The organism is Acidaminobacter sp. QWL-03, assembly GCF_058683855.1.
Window position 1 is genome coordinate 1,900,619 of the sequence record NZ_CM178752.1, and the last position, 21,054, is coordinate 1,921,672.

At 48.2% G+C, this 21,054-nt stretch carries 23 protein-coding genes; 3 read left to right on the forward strand and 20 right to left on the reverse strand.

The genetic code is table 11. The annotated features are described in order from the left end of the window. Window positions 1-6: 6 nt before the first annotated feature. Window positions 7-1,191, forward strand: a complete 1,185-nt coding sequence (locus AC4PHM_RS08750; RefSeq protein WP_492017436.1) for a gluzincin family metallopeptidase — start codon at window positions 7-9, stop codon at window positions 1,189-1,191. Window positions 1,192-1,414: 223 nt separating this feature from the next. On the opposite strand, the gene AC4PHM_RS08755 is transcribed toward AC4PHM_RS08750, so the two are convergent. From AC4PHM_RS08755 to AC4PHM_RS08795, 9 genes are all read right to left on the reverse strand, one after another. Then, a complete protein-coding gene (locus AC4PHM_RS08755) occupies window positions 1,415-2,314 on the reverse strand; it encodes a pentapeptide repeat-containing protein (protein ID WP_492017437.1) in 900 nt (299 codons plus the stop codon). A 103-nt stretch (window positions 2,315-2,417) separates the two neighbouring features. Continuing rightward, complete coding sequence (locus AC4PHM_RS08760; RefSeq protein WP_492017438.1) at window positions 2,418-3,293, reverse strand: SAM-dependent methyltransferase; 876 nt, start codon at window positions 3,291-3,293, stop codon at window positions 2,418-2,420. Window positions 3,294-3,308: 15 nt separating this feature from the next. After that, the gene (locus tag AC4PHM_RS08765) at window positions 3,309-3,431 is read right to left on the reverse strand and encodes an OadG-related small transporter subunit (protein WP_492017439.1); all 123 of its coding nucleotides are present in this window, start codon (window positions 3,429-3,431) and stop codon (window positions 3,309-3,311) included. A gap of 30 nt (window positions 3,432-3,461) precedes the next feature. Beyond that, entirely contained in the window at window positions 3,462-4,589 is a 1,128-nt protein-coding gene (locus tag AC4PHM_RS08770; protein ID WP_492017440.1) for a sodium ion-translocating decarboxylase subunit beta, read from the reverse strand. 156 nt (window positions 4,590-4,745) lie between these two features. Beyond that, a complete protein-coding gene (locus AC4PHM_RS08775) occupies window positions 4,746-5,177 on the reverse strand; it encodes a rhodanese-like domain-containing protein (RefSeq protein ID WP_492017441.1) in 432 nt (143 codons plus the stop codon). Between the two features lie 24 nt (window positions 5,178-5,201). Next, window positions 5,202-5,633 carry a pyridoxamine 5'-phosphate oxidase family protein gene (locus tag AC4PHM_RS08780; protein WP_492017442.1) on the reverse strand — a complete coding sequence of 144 codons (432 nt, stop codon included), beginning with the start codon at window positions 5,631-5,633 and terminating at the stop codon, window positions 5,202-5,204. A 49-nt stretch (window positions 5,634-5,682) separates the two neighbouring features. Beyond that, on the reverse strand, window positions 5,683-7,989 hold the full coding sequence (locus tag AC4PHM_RS08785; protein ID WP_492017443.1) for a putative bifunctional diguanylate cyclase/phosphodiesterase: 2,307 nt from the start codon (window positions 7,987-7,989) through the stop codon (window positions 5,683-5,685). Between the two features lie 46 nt (window positions 7,990-8,035). Further along, window positions 8,036-8,542 (reverse strand): GNAT family N-acetyltransferase, encoded by a 507-nt coding sequence (locus AC4PHM_RS08790; RefSeq protein ID WP_492017444.1) that lies wholly within the window; start codon window positions 8,540-8,542, stop codon window positions 8,036-8,038. A 21-nt stretch (window positions 8,543-8,563) separates the two neighbouring features. Then, window positions 8,564-9,013, reverse strand: a complete 450-nt coding sequence (locus tag AC4PHM_RS08795; protein WP_492017445.1) for an RrF2 family transcriptional regulator — start codon at window positions 9,011-9,013, stop codon at window positions 8,564-8,566. A gap of 242 nt (window positions 9,014-9,255) precedes the next feature. On the opposite strand from AC4PHM_RS08795, the gene AC4PHM_RS08800 reads away from it, so the two are divergent. Continuing rightward, the gene (locus AC4PHM_RS08800) at window positions 9,256-10,659 is read left to right on the forward strand and encodes an L-cystine transporter (protein ID WP_492017446.1); all 1,404 of its coding nucleotides are present in this window, start codon (window positions 9,256-9,258) and stop codon (window positions 10,657-10,659) included. Between the two features lie 124 nt (window positions 10,660-10,783). On the opposite strand, the gene AC4PHM_RS08805 is transcribed toward AC4PHM_RS08800, so the two are convergent. The 10 genes from AC4PHM_RS08805 to AC4PHM_RS08850 all read right to left on the reverse strand — a co-directional run bounded on the left by AC4PHM_RS08805 (window position 10,784) and on the right by AC4PHM_RS08850 (window position 18,281). Next, a complete protein-coding gene (locus AC4PHM_RS08805) occupies window positions 10,784-12,247 on the reverse strand; it encodes a protein adenylyltransferase SelO (RefSeq protein ID WP_492017447.1) in 1,464 nt (487 codons plus the stop codon). Window positions 12,248-12,279: 32 nt separating this feature from the next. Further along, on the reverse strand, window positions 12,280-12,606 hold the full coding sequence (locus tag AC4PHM_RS08810; RefSeq protein ID WP_492017448.1) for a hypothetical protein: 327 nt from the start codon (window positions 12,604-12,606) through the stop codon (window positions 12,280-12,282). Between the two features lies 1 nt (window position 12,607). Next, window positions 12,608-12,910, reverse strand: a complete 303-nt coding sequence (locus AC4PHM_RS08815; RefSeq protein ID WP_291402826.1) for a DUF2089 family protein — start codon at window positions 12,908-12,910, stop codon at window positions 12,608-12,610. Between the two features lie 225 nt (window positions 12,911-13,135). Then, entirely contained in the window at window positions 13,136-13,375 is a 240-nt protein-coding gene (locus tag AC4PHM_RS08820) for a hypothetical protein (RefSeq protein ID WP_492017449.1), read from the reverse strand. 277 nt (window positions 13,376-13,652) lie between these two features. Further along, on the reverse strand, window positions 13,653-13,880 hold the full coding sequence (locus AC4PHM_RS08825) for a DUF2164 domain-containing protein (RefSeq protein ID WP_492017450.1): 228 nt from the start codon (window positions 13,878-13,880) through the stop codon (window positions 13,653-13,655). Between the two features lie 169 nt (window positions 13,881-14,049). Next, window positions 14,050-14,457 (reverse strand): LytA/YqiH family protein, encoded by a 408-nt coding sequence (locus tag AC4PHM_RS08830; protein ID WP_492017451.1) that lies wholly within the window; start codon window positions 14,455-14,457, stop codon window positions 14,050-14,052. A gap of 208 nt (window positions 14,458-14,665) precedes the next feature. Next, a complete protein-coding gene (locus AC4PHM_RS08835; RefSeq protein WP_492017452.1) occupies window positions 14,666-15,343 on the reverse strand; it encodes a PspA/IM30 family protein in 678 nt (225 codons plus the stop codon). A 101-nt stretch (window positions 15,344-15,444) separates the two neighbouring features. After that, a complete protein-coding gene (locus AC4PHM_RS08840) occupies window positions 15,445-16,569 on the reverse strand; it encodes a hypothetical protein (RefSeq protein WP_492017453.1) in 1,125 nt (374 codons plus the stop codon). 473 nt (window positions 16,570-17,042) lie between these two features. Then, entirely contained in the window at window positions 17,043-17,846 is an 804-nt protein-coding gene (locus tag AC4PHM_RS08845; protein WP_291405298.1) for a DUF4346 domain-containing protein, read from the reverse strand. Window positions 17,847-17,996: 150 nt separating this feature from the next. Then, window positions 17,997-18,281 carry a hypothetical protein gene (locus AC4PHM_RS08850; protein WP_291405296.1) on the reverse strand — a complete coding sequence of 95 codons (285 nt, stop codon included), beginning with the start codon at window positions 18,279-18,281 and terminating at the stop codon, window positions 17,997-17,999. A gap of 171 nt (window positions 18,282-18,452) precedes the next feature. Between AC4PHM_RS08850 and AC4PHM_RS08855 the strand changes: the two genes are divergently transcribed. Continuing rightward, window positions 18,453-19,118, forward strand: coding sequence for a DUF4386 family protein (locus AC4PHM_RS08855; RefSeq protein ID WP_492017454.1), 666 nt, complete (start codon window positions 18,453-18,455; stop codon window positions 19,116-19,118). A 173-nt stretch (window positions 19,119-19,291) separates the two neighbouring features. Here AC4PHM_RS08855 and AC4PHM_RS08860 read toward each other — a convergent pair whose 3' ends face one another. Beyond that, a complete protein-coding gene (locus AC4PHM_RS08860) occupies window positions 19,292-20,995 on the reverse strand; it encodes a GGDEF domain-containing protein (RefSeq protein WP_492017455.1) in 1,704 nt (567 codons plus the stop codon). Window positions 20,996-21,054: the final 59 nt, after the last annotated feature.

Sequence of the window (21,054 nt, forward strand, 5' to 3'; positions counted from 1 at the left end):
ATGAACATGTCCGTTCAACGTGTCATTAAAATTGGGTTTACTTTTATTCTGTTTATTGCCATGATTTATGGCGTTATTGGCTGCGGACAGCGTGATGGTGAAGGAAAAAGCATAACGGGGACTAAATCTTCATTGCCTTTTGGATTGACTCCTGAAGAGCAAACAGTGTTTAAGTCAATAGATGCGGTCATTGCAATTCAAGAAGAAGGCGTTCGCGAAAAGGACAGCGCCATTTATTTGACGACCATAGACAGCAGTAATGCGACTTACTTGAACGAAGCGACCTATTTGGCTCACAGGCTGGCTTATGCAGATATATCCGACTTCAATATGAATCTTCTTGGGATCTCAATTGAGGAAGATGGAAGCGCAATTGCAGAGATCCAGCAGAGTTATAAATTGAATGACCAGCTAAACGCCGTCACCTACCATGAGCGATTTCTTAAGTCCGGATCGTCGTGGCTGGATCATGATGTCGCGTTTGATGAAAAAGAAGTTGGCGTCGTTAAAGTATTCTATATGCCTGAGGTTGGCAATCCCGAGAGCTTTATTGTTCTCATTGAAAAAAGTCTTGAAAACGTTGATGCAACCTTCCCTGATTCACTGACCGAAAATGTCGAAATCAAGCTCTATAGCGACAGAGAGCTGCTTCGCCAGAAGACAGACCTTGGAATCGCCTGGCTCTTCACAGGTTGGTCGGAAGAAGGCCATGCCATTAAAGCGTTTACCGGACGCGAGCCTGAATACAACTATGAGGCGCTGTTTACTCATGAACTGATTCATAGATTGACCATTTCGGTATCCAAAGGAAATATGCCCATCTGGTTCGCAGAAGGACTTGCAATCCATTACGGTACATTTAAAATCAAGGGGTCTACCTATATGGAAGAGGGTACGGTTTCAATGGACGCCTTGAAAATTCCAGTAGAGGAATTGTCAGAAACGCATCTTGAGCGCCTCACTGATCAAACTGAGATCCTCACCTATTATGCAACTGCTGGCATGGTGATCCGTTATCTCGCCGAAACATATGGTGATGATCAGGTATTCGCGCTTTATCAAGCTTTGGGTAATTATCCATTCAATGATATTGCCTCCGATCCCGCCTGGGGACAACATTCTGATGAGCGCCTGCGCGCCGTCCTCCAAGACATTTTAAACCTCGATATGACCGAGCTCAGCGAGGGCTAACTTGAGTGGATTGAACTTCAACCTGAAGGTGGTCAATAAGCCTCTTTTTACCTTGGGGACGCGGACAAGTTTCGAACTGGGGACGCGGACAGCTTCAACTTGGGGACCGTAATATATTAGTAACATTGTCAAAAGATAAGGGGAAACGGACACAACTTAAAGTTGTAACCGTTCCCCCTTTTTGCATCTCATAAATATTATTTTATATATTTTGAATCACTGCCTACACCCAATGCACCGGCCTGTCCAAAATCTCCGGCAGTCGAGTTTCCCTATCCCCTTTGGCCGAGTTGACTTGGGCCTGGGTCAGGTAAAGCGCACTAGCCAAATTTGCGCCTCTCAGATTGGCATCCCTGAGATCTGCGCCAATCAGCTCCGCACCGCTCAGATCCGAATGATTCAGGTCCGAAGCAATCAAAACAGCACCTCTTAAATTCGCGCCTTTAAGATTCATATCACTGAGCTTCGCCCCTGCCAGATCCGCATAACGTCCAAACTGCTGTCTAACAGTCTGAGGTGCAGCTTTACCATTTCCATAAGCACCTCTCACCTGCTCCCCGACTTCAATGAGCAGTGCGTTCGCCTTACCCCTCAGCGCATTTATATCAATCTTCGCCAAAGCCTCAGCATCCAAACAGGTTAAACCCTCGACTTCCTTCAAAGCCTCATGGAGGGCTCTCCGAAGCCGCTTGCCGTCGCATCGCTCCAGGCCTTCACTGAGATACCAAAGCAGCTCGTAGAGATGGCGCATCACGACGAAGGCCTCAAACATGGGGTGGGCAATCTTAGGCGCGGTCCTCCAACTCTGCGAAGGATAGGTCACTCCGGACACCCTTTGCCCTGCACCCAAACAGTCAAAGCCTATGCAGCCTTTATAACCCCGGGCCGCCAGCGAATCATGGACCTCACATTTGAAGTCCGTCATTAAATGCGGGCAGGGCTTTCCAGGTGCCTTGTCCAGCGGGAAGCCCTCTGAAGCCGAGAAGTGCAGCGCGACGCAGCACAGGCCATAGCACTCCGGACAATCCGACTTCAGAACCCGCAGCCGCCATTCTTTAAGTGCACCAATATTCCCAGCTTCCAGTGGAACAGGGATTATACCAGCATCTTTAACTTCAGTCATAGTTCACCTTCAAATCCTTTCACGTTCATATATAACCAGAGCAAGCATACAGCAATCCAACACACCTTACGCCTACACACAGCCGCGAGGCAGACCACAACGCCTATTTGTACCCTGCCGCTATGGCGTAGACATTCGAAATCGTCCGATCCGGTACTACCGGCTTCAAATAAAGGTCATACAGCCTGGACGGCGAATAATCCTCAGCCCGCGTGAAACCCTGATCCAGCAAAAATCTTTCAACCGCGTCCTGCTCTATTCCAGACAATACGGGCTCGTGAAAAACGAACTTCAACGAATTCATGTGCTGAATCACCTTGCTCTTGATCCGCCCGTCCAGTGCCCCAGCATAGACATAATCGAACAATACCCGGGATCCAGTACCGGCGTGCTGCACCACAAATCCCAAAGTCTCGCGCACTGCCGCCTCCGGGAGGTACATAACGACCCCCTCGAGGGTAAACATGGTGGGCAGCCCTGGGTTGTACCCGGCTTCAACCAGACAAAACAATAAATCATCCACCGTAAAATCCACGGGCACATAGGACACATAATCCGGTAGTGTGCCAAAAAGCTTTTCGACGCGCTCTTTTTTCACACCCTGCGACGCCGGATGGTCCACTTCAAAAATCCGCAATCCCGCAAGCTTCTCCCTGAACCGGTACGCCCTGGAATCCAGCCCCGCTCCGAAGATGATGTATTGGCGACAACCATCGGCGGCGCCTTTTAACACAAAATCGTCGAACAAGCGGGTCCGAACGGCCATATAGCCGGAAACGCCTGTGCCCTTCTTTTCAAACGCCCAGTCCATGAAGCGCGTCGGCAGCGGCTGGCAAAGCCTCGCCGTAAGACGCGCCCACCAAGCCATGAGCGGATAGGCCAATTCGTCAGAGCAAATGCGGGTTTCCACCGGCCGCTGAGACTCATAAAACCGCATGTAGGCAACGCCTTCCGCGGTGCCGCTTGACTGGTTCTTCATAATAAAGCCTCCAAATCACTTCACCGGAAACACCTTGTTCAGCAGCTTGATCATCAGATAAATCAAAAACACGATCGAAAAAATGCCTAACATCCCGCGCCACATGAGCTCGAGGGACATGAGAAACGTTTCATTCATGGAATCATCCCTTTCTCGGATTTGCCTGCACTACAGGCTCTGCACCAGCATTAGAATCAGGCCGCCGGCCAGCACCGACGCGATCTGCCCGCCCACGTTGGCCCCCACAGCATACATCAAAATGAAATTCTGGCTGTCCTCTTTCTGCGCCATTTTCTGGATCACCCGCGCGGACATTGGAAATGCGGAGATGCCGGCTGCGCCAATCATAGGGTTGATTTTCTCCTTACGGAAGAGGTTAATCAGCTTCGCAAAGAGGACTCCGCCGATGGTATCAAACACAAACGCAATAAGTCCCATACCAATGATTAGCCCGGTCTGAGGGGTCAGGAAGCGCTCGGCTTGCATGGTCGTGGAAATGGTCAGTCCAAGAAGTATCGTCACGATGTTGACGAGCTCGTTCTGAGCGGACTTTGCAAGCCTGTCGAGAACGCCGCACTCTCTCAAAAGGTTTCCGAACATGAGAAAGCCAATCAGCGGCACGGCATTTGGCGCCACCAGTCCTGTTAATATGGTAATGACAATTGGAAAGACAATGCGCGTCGCCTGTGAGACGTTTTCAGACTTATAATGCATTCGAATCTGGCGCTCTTCCTTGGTCGTGACCAACCGAATCGCTGGAGGTTGGATCACAGGTACCAGAGCCATATAGCTATAGGCCGCCACCGAAATGGGGCCCAACAGCTCCTTTGCAAACTGATTTGCGACGTAAATGGAGGTCGGGCCATCCGCCGCGCCTATAATGCCAATTGCCGCCGCTTCCTTGATGCTGAAACCGGCCAAAGTCGCCACGGCAACAGTGAAAAAGATGCCAAACTGCGCAGCTGCGCCAAAGAGCAGCATGAAGGGATTGTGTAAGATCGGCCCAAAATCAATCATGGCGCCAATCCCAATAAAAATCAGAAGCGGAAAGAGTTCCGTTGCAATGCCCATGTCAAACAGAACATTGAGCACGCCCTCTACGGCAGTGCCTTGCACCATTTGTGTAATGGCACCCGACATGGGCAGGTTGACCATAATGGCGCCAAAACCCATAGGCAGCAGAAGCGCGGGCTCAAAGTCTTTTGCGATCGCCAGATAAATCAGCGTGCCGGCGATAATCCACATTACGATTTGCTGAGGGGTCACGGCCATGAGGCCGCTTAAGAAAATGTCCATTGTCAGTCCTCCAGGTGGGTAAGATAGGAACGAGATAGGGCGAGATAAATGTTGGAAGGTAGGCGGTGTGAAGGAAGACGGTGTCAGACACCATCATCCTTCGACCCCATCTTCCACTTTTCGGGGTCAATAGGAGACAGCCGCTGACACCGAGTTTCACTGCACGACGTCGTAAGGCCAGTCTATGATGCCGCCAAGATCAAAGACATTCTGATAGCCCAACTCCACCATCATAGCCGTTGCAGCACCGCTGCGGCTTCCACTGCGGCAATAGACAAAATAAACAGCGTCTTTGTCAGGAAACACCTCCGCTGCGTTTTTTTGAATCTGATCTACCGGCAGAAGTACTGCGTCCTCGATGTGACCGCTGTCGAACTCCTCTTTGGTTCTGACGTCCACTAGGATGATTGCTTCATCTGAGTCCAACCGTTCCTTGGCCTCTTCCGGCGTGATGTCCTGCACTGTGGCTTTCGCCGGCTGTTCCACCTGTTCCCCGCCCGTTAGCGGCGCCGCAGGCGCAGACTCACCGGCACAGGCTGACAGCACCAAGCTCAGGGCAATGACTAACATAAAGGTCCAACGTTTCATAAAAGTCACTCCTCGATGTGGGTGTTATAGTTCACCCTGCAGAATTTGAACAGGGCCATTCAGCAACAAGTAATTCTTCAGTCGAACACTAAAAATGACACAGTTGTCCTGACTTAAAATTTCTTCCAGTTCAGGATGTCGCGCCCTGAACTGGACACGCATCTCTTCAAGAATTGGTTTTTCTATTTCGATAAATTCGCCATCAAAAGTCACTGAAGTAATGGGGCGTTTTGAACCCACCTCCAGCTGCTGGCGTGAATCTATGATCACGCTGACATTTTTATTTTCCTTCAGATTTTTATACTTTCTCGAGTTCATTGAAGTCAACAGGTAGATCATTTTCCTCTCTTCATCGAGAATATAGGTCATAAGTGAGCAATGGGGCATACCGTGACTTTCGGTGCATAAAACGCAGAGCTGATTTTCCATCAGCATTTTTTCAACCTTATCATGCATTGGAGCGCCTCCTTCATTGATCATTAGAATTTCAAAAATATGACTCGCATCAGCTCGTCTGCACATCAAAATCCTCGAGGTTAGTTTCCCTCAGAAGTTCCAGCGCAGCCTGTTCCTTCAAGGGTTTGCTGAACAGATAGCCCTGCATTAGATCGCAGCCATTTTCACTCAGATAATTATGCTGTTTTTGGGTTTCAACCCCTTCAGCTATAACTCTGAGTCCAATTTTATGCGCCATTGAGATGATATCCGCCGTAATCAAATCTGTATGCTCTCTCGAATCTATTCTATTGATGAACGAACGATCAATTTTGATGGTATGAACATTTAACTCCTGAAGCTTATAGAAAGAGGAATAGCCAGTCCCGAAATCATCCAGTGCAATGTCAATGTGATGATCACTGAGGACCTTTAGTTTTGTATTTATACCCTCAAAATTGAGAAGCAACATGGACTCTGTAATTTCCAGTTCCAATTCTGATGCTTTAGCGCCGGTCTCTCTGACAATTTTCAAGACATTTTCCACATATTGTTCCTGGAGCATTTCAACGCCTGAAACGTTGACCGCTATCCGGATCCCATTGAAGCCCAGTTGGTTCAGTCGCCTCGAGAATAGACAGGCTTCTTTAAGAATCAGCTTTCCAAGCGGGATGATCAACTGCTTTCTCTCGGCCACTGCAATAAATTCAACTGGTGAAATTTGTCCAAGTTCCGGATCCGTCATTCTTGCCAAAGCCTCAAATCCAGTGATCTTATCACTTCCAAAATCCTTTTGAGGCTGATATTCCAGATAGAGGGGACTTTCTCCATGCTCAGTCAACGCTGTACGAATGACTTTTTCGATCATTTCTTCCCTTTGAAGAACCTTTTCCATTTCTTTATTAAAGAAAATGTAATTTTTCTGACTGGACTCGCTAAGATCATTTAAGGAGATTGACACTTCCTTGATGATTTGTCCCACATCTGTATAACTGGAATTGATTTCGACGATTCCCATCTGAATTTCTATGTATTGCTTTGTGTTTTGGATGACCATCGGCTGATTCATTTTCTCACTGATTGATTCAGCCATAGCCACGAGAGCACCAGCATCCGTATAGGATTGGATATATAAAACGAAGCGATCCGCGGTAAATCTAAACAATTTGACGTTTTCGTTTTCGAGTTCGTATAGGATCCTGGCCAATTCCTTCAGGACTTCATCCCCATACTCATACCCTTTTGTCATATTGATGATCTTGAAGTTACTGCAGTTGAACAGCATGAGGGCTTTCGAACGGGTATCCCTGCAATCCAATTCCTTCTTCATGAATTCTTTAAGAAACTGTTTATTAGGCAGACCCGTTAAGGAATCAAAATAGGCCAGCTTAATTAAATTGTTGTTTTTTTTGTAGGTTGCTGTTACTACATAAAGGAGAAATAAGTAAACCATTAAAAGGGCGATCATGACAAACATGGAGACCTGGCGCACAGTGGCATTAGTCTCGCTTAGGGAATACTGAATGGCGAGGGCACTGACACCTTCAGTCCTTATGCCGGTAGACACTGGAACAAAAACTACAAAAGACTCATCTTTTTTTGACGTTGAATCCACATAGCTGAACTCCAGTTCTCTGGTGATATTCTCCAGCACCAAAGGGTCTTTGATTATTGTACCAACCCGCTGAGGATCAGTGCTCTCTGTAACGATAAAGGACTCATTAATAAAGCATATACGCAGGGCATCTTTTTCTTCTTTCATAACTGCAAGGAGTTGTTCTTTATCAAAACTATGTAAAAAACTTTGAATTTTGTCAGCAGAAACACCAAATTGAACTAAGCTGCCATCCTTATATTTCAAGTATCCATATTTGTAAAAGTTACCCGTAATGACATCCTGTCTGATGTCTTCAACTAAAAATTCTGCATTGCTTTTCAGAAACTTATCAATAGGATGGCCTTCATAGACTTTCCACCCAATGACTTCCTTAAGGTTAGAGAATTGCAGTTCACCCTGAGAATTGTAATAGTCAAGTTCATCCAATTCCAGAATTTCAGCCAGCTTTGAATATAAAGCGTTGCTCTGTTGCCCTTCATAAAGCAGCATAGTCTGACTGGCGACTCTTAACTTTTCTTCAAGCAGCTGATTGACTATTTCCTCTGCCTCTTCAGATTTCGAAATACTCGTGGCGTAGCTTCGCGCGACTTTTAGGGCCTCATCTGTTCTTAAATCATAATAGTGTTCCTTAATAAAATCAGTCATGTGGCTGTAGGATATGAAGAATATGATCATGATCACAAATAAAGGCACTATGAAAGTTCTCGCTTCAATAGCTTTGAACTTTTTGTTGAATTTTCGATTCAGTTTAAGGTCCATGGCTCCTCCACGACTGCATAATTTACTTCATCATACTGGCGCAATACTAAGCCCGCAGGCGAGCCATTATAAATTCATCCACATAGGTACCGCCGCGAATGGCCGCTTTTTTTCGGGTGCCCTCAATTTCAAACCCCATTTTCTTATAAAGCGCAATGGCGCGTTCATTGTCCGTGTAGACGGCAAGCTCCACGCGAATCAGCATCAGCCAGTTGTCTGCCAAATCAAGAAGCGCCTCCATCAGTTTTTTGCCAATGCCCTGATTCTGAAAGTCTTTGTGAATCATGATGCCAAGCATGGCCGTGTGGCGGAGTCTTGGATTTGCACCTATCACTATGCCCGCAGTGCCAACGACAATCTCTCTTCCCTCTTCATCAAGGACGGTCGCCACCAGCTGGTGGGAATTTGAATCCAAACCGGAAATAAACCCTTCACTGCGGTCTACACGCTCTGACGGCAGCCCGAGAATATTTTCAAACACCCCCGGCATGCGCCTGATGGCGTTGATCTCCCTGGCGTCTTTAACCTCTATAGGCCTTATGTTTACAATCATTGTAAAATCCCCCAGTTGAACTCATATGTAATAGACAAGGACATTTGCCGCTTCTGATTTTCTGGCTTCCTCTGCGAGCCTATCAATGGATGCCGAATCCAAGAGATTCATGACCGCTTCATCAATCTTCATCCAGAGCTGTTCCTTCAAACACCGTTCAATAGCGTTATTTTCCTCGTTCGCTGCTCCAGCGCGACCACTGACAATAGTAAGTTCTCCCTCCAGCGACCTCAAAACATCCCCTGCGGAAATTTCTGAAGCGGGCCTTGCCAGGATATACCCGCCGCCGGCCCCCTTGATGCTTTTCACGAGTCCTGCTTTTCTCAGGGCTGAAAAAACCTGCTCAAGGTAAAGAATGGATAGCCCCTGTCGTTCCGCAATGGTCCCCAGCGGCACATGCTGTTCCGTGGCATTCAAGGCGAGGTCCACCATGCAGCGTAGCCCATATCTTCCTTTTGTCGACAGTTTCATCATACCACCTCCTCGTATGTCTTCTTATAAACCTAGTAAACCGATCACTTTATTTAAATTCTATAGCGCTGCATTTCAATTGTCAATTCACGTTCAAGACAGCTTGAACCCTACCTAAAATAATAATACCATATTATTTTTATATGTTTTATATGTTTTTTGTTGACAAAGTCCTCGCTAGCCTCTATATTATAAACATAGTATTCATATATGTTTTAATATATTGTTTTAGGAGGTCTATCATGCCAATCATTCCCGTACTGATCAATCTGCTCATCATGCTTTCCCTAGTAGGCTTTTTAATCTACTTGAAGAAGAAAAAGGTTTCCTTCTCCAAACGGGTTTTTGCCGGCCTGGGACTTGGAATCCTCTACGGTCTCGCCCTACAAAATCTCTACGCTGACAATGTCGCCATTATCAAGACCTCCAATCAGTGGTTCAGCCTGATTGGGTCCGGCTACGTCAAGCTGCTGCAAATGATCGTTATGCCGCTGATTATGGTGTCGATCATCTCTGCTATTGTTCACCTGAAGCAATCGAAAAACCTGGGGAAATTGAGCGGACTTATTATAGCCGTACTGCTGCTGACCACGGCTTTGTCCGCCGGTATAGGCATTGCCTCAGCCCTCGGTTTCAATCTCAATGCGGACCAGATCATCCAAGGCGACGCCGAATTAGCCAGAGCGGAATATCTTACCACAAAGCTCGACGAAGTATCCAAACAGTCCGCACCTCAACGGATGCTCGAAATGCTCCCGGCAAACCCCTTCGCGGATATGACAGGCGCAAGAAGCTCTTCCACCATAGCTATTGTCATCTTCTCCGCCTTGATTGGGTTATCCGTTCTGGCGCTTAAGAAACGAAGCCCTGAACAGGCAAAAATTTTCATTGATGGCGTGGATGCCCTCCATGGTGTCATCACCCACTTGGTGAAAATGATTCTTAGGCTCACCCCTTACGGTATATTGGCCATTATGACCCGGACTGTAGCCGACACGAGTTTTGAAGCCATCCTTCAAATGGGCAAGTTCGTTCTGGCGAGCTATGTCGCCTTGATTGCCGTCTTTATACTCCATTTGGCAATTCTCACTCTCTTGAAATTGAGCCCAGCCATTTACCTTCGCAAAATACTCCCGGTTCTAAGCTTTGCATTTACCTCCCGCTCCAGCGCAGCGACCTTGCCGCTGACCATTGATACTCAAAAGAACAAACTGGGTGTCGAGGAAGGCATCGCCAACTTCTCTTCGACCTTGGGAACTGCAATTGGCCAAAACGGTTGCGCAGGTGTCTATCCCGCCATGCTGGCTGTCATGATTGCACCAACGGTAGGCCTTGATCCTACAGCGCCCGGCTTCATTTTGACACTGATCGGCATTGTCGCCATCAGCTCCTTTGGCATAGCGGGCGTTGGCGGTGGCGCGACATTTGCCGCTCTGATTGTCCTATCCTCCATGGGGCTGCCCGTCGGACTGGCCGGTCTCCTCATATCCGTTGAGCCTTTGATCGACATGGGACGAACCGCTGTCAACGTCAGCGGCTCCGTTACCTCGGGCCTTGTGACAGGCACCCTCCTGAAGGATCTGGATCGTGAAGTTTACTACAGGGACATCGAGGATTCGGCCGAACTTGCTGCAGCAAACGCTTAGAGTTAGGGCTGTGACCATCGGCAAAAACAAAAAATGAAATGGGGAAGTTGTGGCATAAGTCTATTTTGACCTATGGCGACAACTTCCCCATTTAATTTGTGGCTGTTCTTCCCCCAGCGCTGATTCAGGTCCCGCAAAAAGTCCGGTACGGCCGGGCGCTTTCAGGCGCGGGTGCCGCATAAGCGGCTTGGTCGGGGGTATGGGCAAAGGGTTTTTCAAGGACGGCAGTCAAGCGGTCTAAAACGCTGAAATCTCCCAAATTCACCGCTGCTTCAAGTGCCTCTTCCACCCGATGGTTCCGTGGAATCACCGCCGGATTCACGCCCTTCATCCGCTCCTGAACGTCACCCGCTGACTGCGTCTGCCTCAGAAGCCGTTCCTGCCACCGAACCCGCCACGCCTGAAAGTCGGATTGCTCGAACAGACCTCTCACTTCTGGGCGATCAAAGGTTAACGCCAAAAAAGTATTGGTATAATCTGCATGATGTTTATGCATAATCTCGAGCAGCGCTTCAATGAGACCCTCATCTTCAGGCTCATTATTGAAAAGTCCAAGTTTCACACTCATAGCGCCCAGCCAGCAGCTGCGGAAGAGGTCCGAAAACCCGGAAATGGCTTCCTGAGCCAGGGCGAAGGCCTTTTCCTCGTTGGTATCCAGCAGCGGCATCATGGTTTCAGCGAAGCGGGCCAGATTCCAGGCGGCAATGTAGGGCTGATTTCCAAAAGCGTAACGCCCGTGGGCATCAATGGAGCTGAAAACTGTGGCGGGATCATAGGCATCCATGAAGGCGCACGGACCGTAATCAATAGTTTCGCCGCTGATCGCCATATTATCCGTGTTCATGACGCCGTGAATGAAGCCAATACTTTGCCACTTCGCGATCAGCCGGGCTTGCCGGTGCATCACTGCGTTCAGAAAATCGTAATAAGGACGGTCTGAGCCGGATAGTTCGGGATCATGTCTGGCAATCGCGTAGTCTGTCAGCATTCTGAGGTCCTGGTCAGAGCCCCTGCTATAGGCGAACTGGAAAGTGCCAACCCTGAGATGGCTGGATGCGACACGTGTGAGAATTGCACCCGGCAGCGATGTCTCCCGGTAAACGGGCTCACCGGTGGAAACCACAGCAAGGCTGCGAGTCGTAGGTATTCCGAGGGCATTCATGGCTTCGCTGATCAGGTACTCTCTGAGCATAGGTCCCAGGGCCGCTCTTCCGTCTCCGCCACGTGAATAGGGCGTTCTTCCTGAGCCTTTCAGCTGCAGATCGAGGCGTTTGCCCTGTGTTGTCACTTGCTCCCCAAGGAGGATCGCGCGGCCATCCCCCAGCATGGTGAAGTGTCCGAACTGGTGACCGGCATAAGCTTGGGCGAGTGGCTCAGCGCCCTCCGGCATCCGGTTGCCAGCCAAATATTCAGTGCCTGCCTCGCTGTTCAGGGCATCCGGATCAAACCCCATCTCCTTTGCCAGAGCGCTGTTGAATCGAACCAGCTTGGGGAGTCTGACCGGGGTCGGCTCTAAGTGAGTGTACAACAGTTTAGGAAGGCTTGCGTAGGAGTTGTCGAAGTTCCAGCCAAAGTTGTTTTTTGCCATGAGATCACCGCTTTTCTATTAAGGATTGTTGTTTAATCCAAATCGTGAATGTTCATTTTCTCAAGTTCCTGCCTTTGTTTATCTTTGACTTTTGCACGACAAGCGAGATAGATCGCGAAATTTATGACGGCAGGGATCAGATAGAGCAGCAGTGCCATGATAATAGGGACCATGTCGCCGGTATAGATCATGGCACCTAAAGACAGGAAAAGCGCCAGCCCGACATAAATGACCGGCAGGATCAGTCCCAGCCATTTGTTTTTCTGAAGGGATAAAAAAATCTGAAGCGCGGTCAATAAAATGATGATTAGAATCAATACCGGCAAAACGATCAAGCTTCTAACTGCGTCTATATTCATTTCACTGAGACTCCTTTCGGGACTTCTTGTATTCGGATATCAAAATTTTCGCTGTGTCAAAATCCAGCTTTTCATTGACAGCCAGACGTTTGATCAGCGCGATATAGGGTTCGTTCGATGTACTCTCGCTGATTTGAATCTTTTGTATTAATCGATCCAGTCTTAACCTGACGGTTGGGTAAGTCACCCCATAAAGGGCAGCGACTTCTTTCAGCGAACCGGAGGCCAGCAGGAATTTCTTGATGAAGACCATTTCCTCATCGTCAAAATTACTCATCCAGTCCGGCATCACATTGACAGACATAACGTCACCTCCAAGGCAAAGCTTTCATGCCCTACGCTTTAATAATATTAATTTTATTCTTTAATATTATTAAAGTCAATAAACGTTAAAAAGTTTAATATAATTAAATAAAAACTTAATATTTATTTGAATTAAATGAACAAAAGACTGATCCTCAGGTTTATTCTCCCTGTGGATCAGCCCTGAATAATTGGCTGGAAGTATGACTTCTGTTTGTTTGTCCGTCTATCTGTCCTGTCGATGAAGCACTCCGAATGTCAGCATGGCATTCAGCTGCGCCGGATTACGCATTGACGGCGCCGTCAATGCACCGGAAATTTTATGAGCCGGTTTGTCACATTCACTGCATTCCAATGAACAATAAAGGTCGACTTCCTCTTCTCTGACCCATTTTTCAGTGACGAGACTTGCGCGTCCCATAAACCAGAATAATACGACAAAGAATATTAACAAAGCCACTAACATCAAGGTTTCCTCCCCAAATCAGAGTGTTAGTCTATGTAAGGGTGATTAAGGGGGATAATGCCTGTCAGGATCAAGTGACTCATGCTGTTCAGTTTATGTATAAGTGCCCTATCGTTTGAATGATTTTGAATTTGATTTCGGATTTGATTTTGATTATCATTCTTACACTTTAGTTTTATCACATACAGTTGCCTAAGTCAAACCTACAATATGACCGTAATTCAAGACAGGAAGAAGGGATTGACAGGCGCCAGCCGCTGGCACCTTCTTCCTGGTGTTATTTCAAATACCCGAGCAGATCCTCACTCTTGTCATTGATATATTTATAAGCGTCGTAGACGCCCTGGTTATACGCGTGGGGTGCTAAAGTCTCCAAAAAAAACTCAAAAATCATATAGGCCGCCAGATCCCCCAAATCCTCATCACGTTCTTTCAAGAAATAAGTCTTGATGGCTTGAATCATTTCCTTTTTCGCTTCCTCAGCAATGATAATCTTTCCTGCCAACTCAGAGCCCTCCGTTTCACTTAGCCAGGTTGAATTATGAATCCAGCCTCAGGCACACTCGCACTTCGCTCACACTTCATTTCACTTGTCTAAAGTATATCACGAAAAAACAGGCGCTCTATGGGATTCCCATTGAAGCGCCTGCTTAGATTGCCTTTTTCTTGAAATTCTACTCCATTTTTTCGATGAACGTGAGCACCAGTTGACCATCTGCATTTGGCTTATAGCCAAATTTGACGCGGTCGCCATCCTCCAGTCCCTCAAGCTGATCCTTCACCTCTGTGGTTCTAAACGCCACAATGTCCGTTGGGCTCATCTGGATCTCAATGGAATTGTTGTCAATCTGGCCATTGTAAACGCCTTCTGCATCCGTGGCCTCATCCGCGATTTTAGCGGATGGCGCCGGCAAGGTAACTTCCGGCGCTGGTGACGACACCTCAGGTGCTGGGGTTGATACTTCAGGTGCCGGCCCTGATACCGCAGGCCCATCTGGCTTGGCGCATCCGCCGAGCGCGCCAATCAGTACCGCTACCAGTGCCGTCATGGTTATAAGTTTCAAATTCAATGATTTTTTCATTTGTTTGACCTCCTTTGGAATGCTTGTTAGACGCATGCGAAGTCCTGAAGGTTCCCACGTGTTATTTACTTTAATATTATCGTCAACTATTACCGTCCGCGTCCCCAAATGAGAATCCGTCGCAGACGGTAATATAATTGTAACATTAAACAAAAGACCGCCCAAGCATCCCCTGAGCGGTCAAATTGAAAGCTATATGCTTATATACTTATATGCCCAACTCACCTTTTAACTTCTCCAGCTCATCTTCCACTGAAGCAGTACCTTTGGCAGCATACTTTTCTTCCAGTGCCTTGGCTTCGTCCACGGCTTCAGTATTAAGCTCCGCCATAGCGTTAGCTTCGTCAAGCATTCTGTTGGCTTTGTCTTCCATGCGGTTAAACGCGTCCATGGCCCCCTGGGTTTTTTCGGCAGACGTATTGACCTTATTGAGAGTCTCCTGAGTCTTGGCAACCGTAACTTTTGCTTTGATCATTTCACGGCGCGCCTTCAGCGCTTCAATGTCGGACACCAGTTTATCATGCATCTGCCGCATTTTAACGGCGTTCTCATGGGCAGCGGCAAAAGCCGTCATAAACCCTGCGCCAACGTTCTCCAGCTCCTGCTTTTTAGCGATAAAGGTACGCGCGTCGCCTTCATTGCCGGCAATCAGCGCTTTCTTCGCAAAATCAGCGTACTTCGCGACCTCAGCCTGATTATCATCCACCAGCCGCTTGGTGCGCGCTTCCTCTGCCATGACGCCTGCTGTGCTGCGTTTAACCTCAGCCAGATCCTCCATCATGTCGTTCAAATATTGATCGATCATCTTTGATGGATCTTCCATCTTATCGAGCAGCACATTGATGTTCGCCTTGATGATGTCGCTGAATCTTTCCAAAATTGCCATTTAAACTCCTCCTCAGTCGTTGGATAGCTCAGAGCTAACAGCTTATAACCTATAGCACTGCCCGCCACGGACAGAATGCTTTCTGCCGATGGTCAGCGCCCCTAAACCTCAGGTCCACTGTCCTTATTATTATTTCGATCCAGTTCCTGTTCTTCGTATTTCTTAGCCAAATCTTCAGCTTCCTTGTTTCCAAATTGATCCAGTGGCGTCTTCAAAACCTCTTCCATACGCTTGGCTTCAAGATTCTTCTGGTTCACGGAATGTCTCCACCAGACGAAGAGAACGCCTGACAGCATCAATACCCCAAAGATGGACAACACCGGAATCCAAGGCGACTTCGTCACGGTCATAATGCGGTCCGCCGCGTCACCGAAGGCCTCGCTGAAGAACTCCTCATCTGTCATGTTGCTGTCAAAATAGTACCTATCCAGATAGTCCAGCAGGATGTCCCCTGCCTCCATATCAATGACCGTCTTTGCCTGCGTACCCGCCACATACCGCGTCATATAACTGCTGTCATACTCGAAGAAAACCAGCAGTAAATGGGCTTCATCCGTAAACAGCTGATCATAGAGATTTCGTGCAAAACTGTCCAGTTGATCCATGGACGGCTGATTATCCCCATTGATGTTGTCGGTGATATAGAGAAATGGCTGAACACCTGTCTCTTGATAGAAGTGTCTCATTCCTGACAACAGCCGCGTTTCATTCCCAATCCAGTCGAGCTCATCTCTGTAATAGTCCGTCTCGTTTACAGACCCCTTTGGTAAGGCTTCACGTACTACGGTCGACGTCGTTACGCCCCCATCCCCGGAGTCTCCAACGCGAGCGCTGAATAACGCTGAAAACACAATAGCACCAAGGATTAACAAAACTACCAGAACTAAAATCGCAATGGCACACCCGCTGCAGCCGCCGCCACCGGAACCGCGCCCACCGCCTCCAGGAGATCCGCCGCCGGAAGGCCAATCGTCATTTCTGGTTCTTCGACCCATCATGTTTGGAAAAAACACCGGACCAAAGGACCCACCGGGACTGCTGCCGCTTCCGCCAAAAGGGCCCATGCCTCCGCCGCTTCGGCTGCTGCCGCCACCAAATATTCCGCCGCCACCGCCGCGGCTGCTGCCTCCGGAGAAGCCTCCAATGCGCCCGCCGCTACTGCGGCTTCCGCCAAAGGATCCTCCACCGCTTCGTCCTCCTCCTCCAAAACCACCGCTTCTGCCCAATTTCCAGACCTCCATCTCAGACTTTGAGCTCCAAAAACGCCCCTCGCGTTTAAATAGGATCGACTCATTCCAAAGCGTTACAAAATTAACTTAACATTCTGAACTCATTATATCCCTTTTTTAGCCAGGACGTTATTAAATAAATCTTAAAGATAGTGACGTGGAAGATGAGGTTGTCGAGACCATTGGCATAATAATTTATGAGGGTCAGCGTATTTAACGTACACAGCCTTACAGCGGCGTAGCCCTCCTGGTCACTGATCTCAGCCCCCAGCTTGCCTTTGAAGACAAGCTTGCCATCGCCGATGGTCTCCTGACCCGCAATAATCGCCCCATTAACATAGGGATGGTTTAAGTCTTCCTCCCATCTGTCCGTATTCCAATTCAGTCGGCGGCGGGCAGATTTCTCCGCCGCTGACTTAATGAATACCCACTAATGGCAGAATTTATCAGTTTTCATGACTTCTCTTGGTTTACGCCTTGTCCTGAATATACTTAAACCCATACTTCAGCGACAATTCTGCCGCCATCAGTTCCTTGCCCAAATAGGCCGCGTGGCTGAGCTCGCTGACCCAGCCGCCCTCCAGGATAGTCCAGTATAAGTCACGGGCATTTTCCCCCTGTACAATATGAAGCAGCTCATTTTGATTGCTGTAGTGTTCCACGAGGATGTGTCCGGTTTTATCCTTGGGTACAATGACGAAATAGCCCTTCTTGTCGAGTTTGACCTGATTGGGGTCTTTGTAAGTCGCGGTGAGGGGTTGTGGGACTTTTGCGGGTTGGGTAGGGGTGACCATCGGCAGAGTGTCTTTGAAGACGTTGGCGCTGGCATTGGTGTTCGCGAGGTTTGCCGCGCGCTGATCCTTTCGCGCCGCTATCTCATTGAGGATCACCGCTTCATCCAGGCAGCCAATTAAATTGACGGTTTGGACCTGGGCCTTGAAGGCTTCAACTTCATTCATTGAGACATTGGCCAGTACCGGTTTTCGGCCTATAGAGCCTATGACACGGCCGTTTTCATCCATACCATTACGCACCAGCGCTTCGAGGGTTTGCCCGGCGAAGTGCCCCTCTGAGTCTATGCCACAGAGGATCAACGTCCTAATGGAGGGTGCAGCCAGTGTATTTTGGATAATCTTTTCAATGCCTATATTCTCCGTCTCTGCTTTGCCTGCAATGCTGAGGCCCTCAGGTTTTAATTGGGACATGCGCTCGGCGAGTTCCGGCGAGGCCAGGGTCACGAGTGCCACGCTGGACTGCGGTTTCAATGAAATCACATGATAGTCTCCTATGGCTGGGAGCCCGGCGTCAAGGGCACTTGAGGGCAGTTCGGCCACAGAGTCGATAACATGGATACTGTTTAGGTCCTTAAAAACCTCATCAAAGGTATTGGTTATGTCTGCTGACCAGCAGTGAGCGCATCCTGGTCAGGTGTACTCTATGGGTGCCATAAGTCCAAGAGCTTGATCAACTTCGCGGAGAATCATGGTCGTATCATGGTTGCCCTCGGATTTCCCGGACACTGAAGCATCCATCAGCTGTCCTTGAATGGTCAACAGCGTCTCCTTCATGCAGCCGCACTTTCTGCATTTGACGGTGTCAATGGCAGTCTGGATCTGTGTCTGAAGCTGAAGGGCCGTTTTTGGGGATGTATTCGAAGATGAATTGGGTGTTGTATTGTGCGCTATATTCTTTTTATTCAAAATTAACATGTTGATATCACCTCATTAAATTAGATGCTTCTATTTTACACAAAAAAATTGAAAGCATCATCCTCACTCACAAGAATCTTCTTGACGAAGTCAAAATTATATAGTAAATTAACAATGATCATTATATTAACGTTGTTAATATTTAATATAAAAAAAGGAGGCACTTTGCCCATGACAACCATATATGACTGGCGTCCGCTCTACTTCATCGCGTTTGTATCCGCAATTTTTTTGATCCTCATCATCCCGTTACAAATCCTCATTTACTTCCTCTCCCCACCGCCCACAACCGCAGAAGGTTTTCTGGCGCTCTATGCTGTCAGCCCCTTGAAAGGCCTGCTCAGCCTGGATCTTCTCTATATCCTCAACAACGTTCTGATGATTCCTATCTATCTGGCCTTTTTCCAATCCCTGAAACCCCATCGGCCGGCGCTGATGACTCTGGCAACCGCCTTTGGGCTGGTTGGGCTGGCGGCCTACTTCCCATCCAATACCTCATTTGAGATGCTGACGCTGAGCCAGCGCTACGCCGCTGCGTCTAACCCGCTCCAGCAGCAAGGCCTCGTTTCCGCCGCAGAAACGCTCCTGGCCATCTACACCGGCACCGCTTTCAACGCGTACTATGTCCTGAACGCCCTCACCCTGCTGCTCATCAGCTGGGTCATGCTGAAAACTGACGTCTACAGCCGCGCCACGGCCTCTTGGGGGCTGGCCGCCGGACTCCTGATGGTGATCCCTTCCACCGCTGGCACCCTGGGCCTCGTTTTTTCCATCCTGTCCCTGATTCCCTGGATCGTGTTTTCCGCGAAGGTCGCCAAGACCTTCTTGAAGTTATAAGAATAAGGCCTTTGCCGATGGTGGTGGCAATATAAGCGACCATCGGCCAGGGCCTTTAATTATTAAACAATCACCCATTTTGAATTAGTTGGACGCTAAGCCCTTCTTTTCCGGAAGCAGCAGCGTAGACAAAACTGTGAGCGGGATCGGGACCATGAGGTACAGGCTGCCCGCTACCCATGACCATTCCCTCTTTGCCGATGGTCAGTGTCCACTACCCTCGGCGCTGCAGATAAATCTCTCAGCTGCGTTTGGTTGCGGCCAAGTGCTTTCGCCTTATACAGCTCGGCGTCCGCCAGCTCCATCATGCTGGCGACACTTCCAAACTCCTGCAGTGTTCCTACGGTCCCACCGACACTGATCGTTACCGGTTTTTTGCAGCCATTTTCAACGTAATACAGCCCGAGCTTTTCGACCGTATCTCTGATGGTGTGCCCAAGAACCTCTGCTGACTTATAACTGAGATTTGGGGCAAAAAAGACGAATTCTTCCCCGCCGTAGCGTCCAAAAAGATCGCCGCCCTCACGCTGAAGTTTCTTGATCCCGCCAGCAATTTGCTTGATACACCCATCCCCTTCTGAATGTCCCCAGTAATCATTGAATTTCTTGAAGTGATCGATATCCATCATGAACATAGCCATTGGCTGAGTAGATTCCAGGGTAGATTCCAGGGCGGATTCCATGAGCTCATTGAGATAAAGGTTAATGCTCCTTCTATTCGGTATGCCTGTAAGTTCATCCTCATAAGCCTTCTTTTCGAGGATCGCGTTGACTTCTTTTATTTTCTTAAGTTCATGCTGCTGATAAGCGATCTCTTTTTCGAGGCGCTCCTGGATCTGCTCAAACTTCCCGGCGACTTCGATATAGCGCAGCTCTATATTCAAAATTTCCAGCTTGCTGCCCAGTGTCGAGGCTGTTATTTCTTCATTGACACGACTGAATTCTTTAAAATAATCCAGAGCTGATCTATAATCGCCCTCCAGTTCGTAGTGCTCAGAAATTTTTCTGCTGAGGATCATGATCTTCTTTTTTGCGTTGATGCTCTCAGCATACCTGAGCGCCTTAACGTAATGGCTGAGCGCTGCGCTGAAGTCTCTGAGACCAATGAGCTGGCCGAGATTCATCAGCACATCTATGGCATAATACTTGTTGTCTATTGCGCTTAGACGTTCAAGGGCGCGCCTGAAAAAATTTTCCGCTTGTACAAGATTTCCAACCACAAAATAAATTTTTCCCAAACGGTGTTCCACATCTCCCAGGTTCACCATATCATTTTCTTCCATGAGGAGATCGTAGCTCTGATTGTAATAGGTGAGTGCCTCGTCATACTTCTTCTGAGAAAAAAATATTTCACCAATATTCCCCAGGATCGAAGCCTTGTTGAATCTGAAATTATTGGCGTCACTGACCTTCAGCGCCTGTTCAAAGTAGTCCAGCGCCTTATTATAGCTTGAGGACTCCCTGTAGACTTCACCAATATTGTTCAGAACGCAGCTCAGTAAAAAATCGTCCTGGTTATGCTTTAAAAGACTGATGACCTGAAGCAGAAATTTGAGTGACTGCTCGTACATGGCGCTGTAAAAGTAGGCTATCCCAATGAGATTTAATGCTCTGATCTGACCCTTCATCTCCTGATGCCGATCAAAAATTTCAAGGGCTTTGTAGGCGAGATCCAGCATTGGGCTTATATCTGATTTAGCGCGGCAGGCAAACGACATCCCTAGCAGCCCATAACCTTTCTCCAGCTCAAGTTGATGAGAAGTCGCCAACTCTAGTGCTTCTGCACTCATATCATAGGCTCGTTCCGGATAAATTGCAGCGATGGATTTTGCTTCTCTAAGTATGGAATGGATCTCGTTTGAGATCGTCTGAGTCATAGTTGGGTCCCTCTTCATCTATTGAGTATGGTCTTTGAACTTTATGGCGCTGAGTGAAT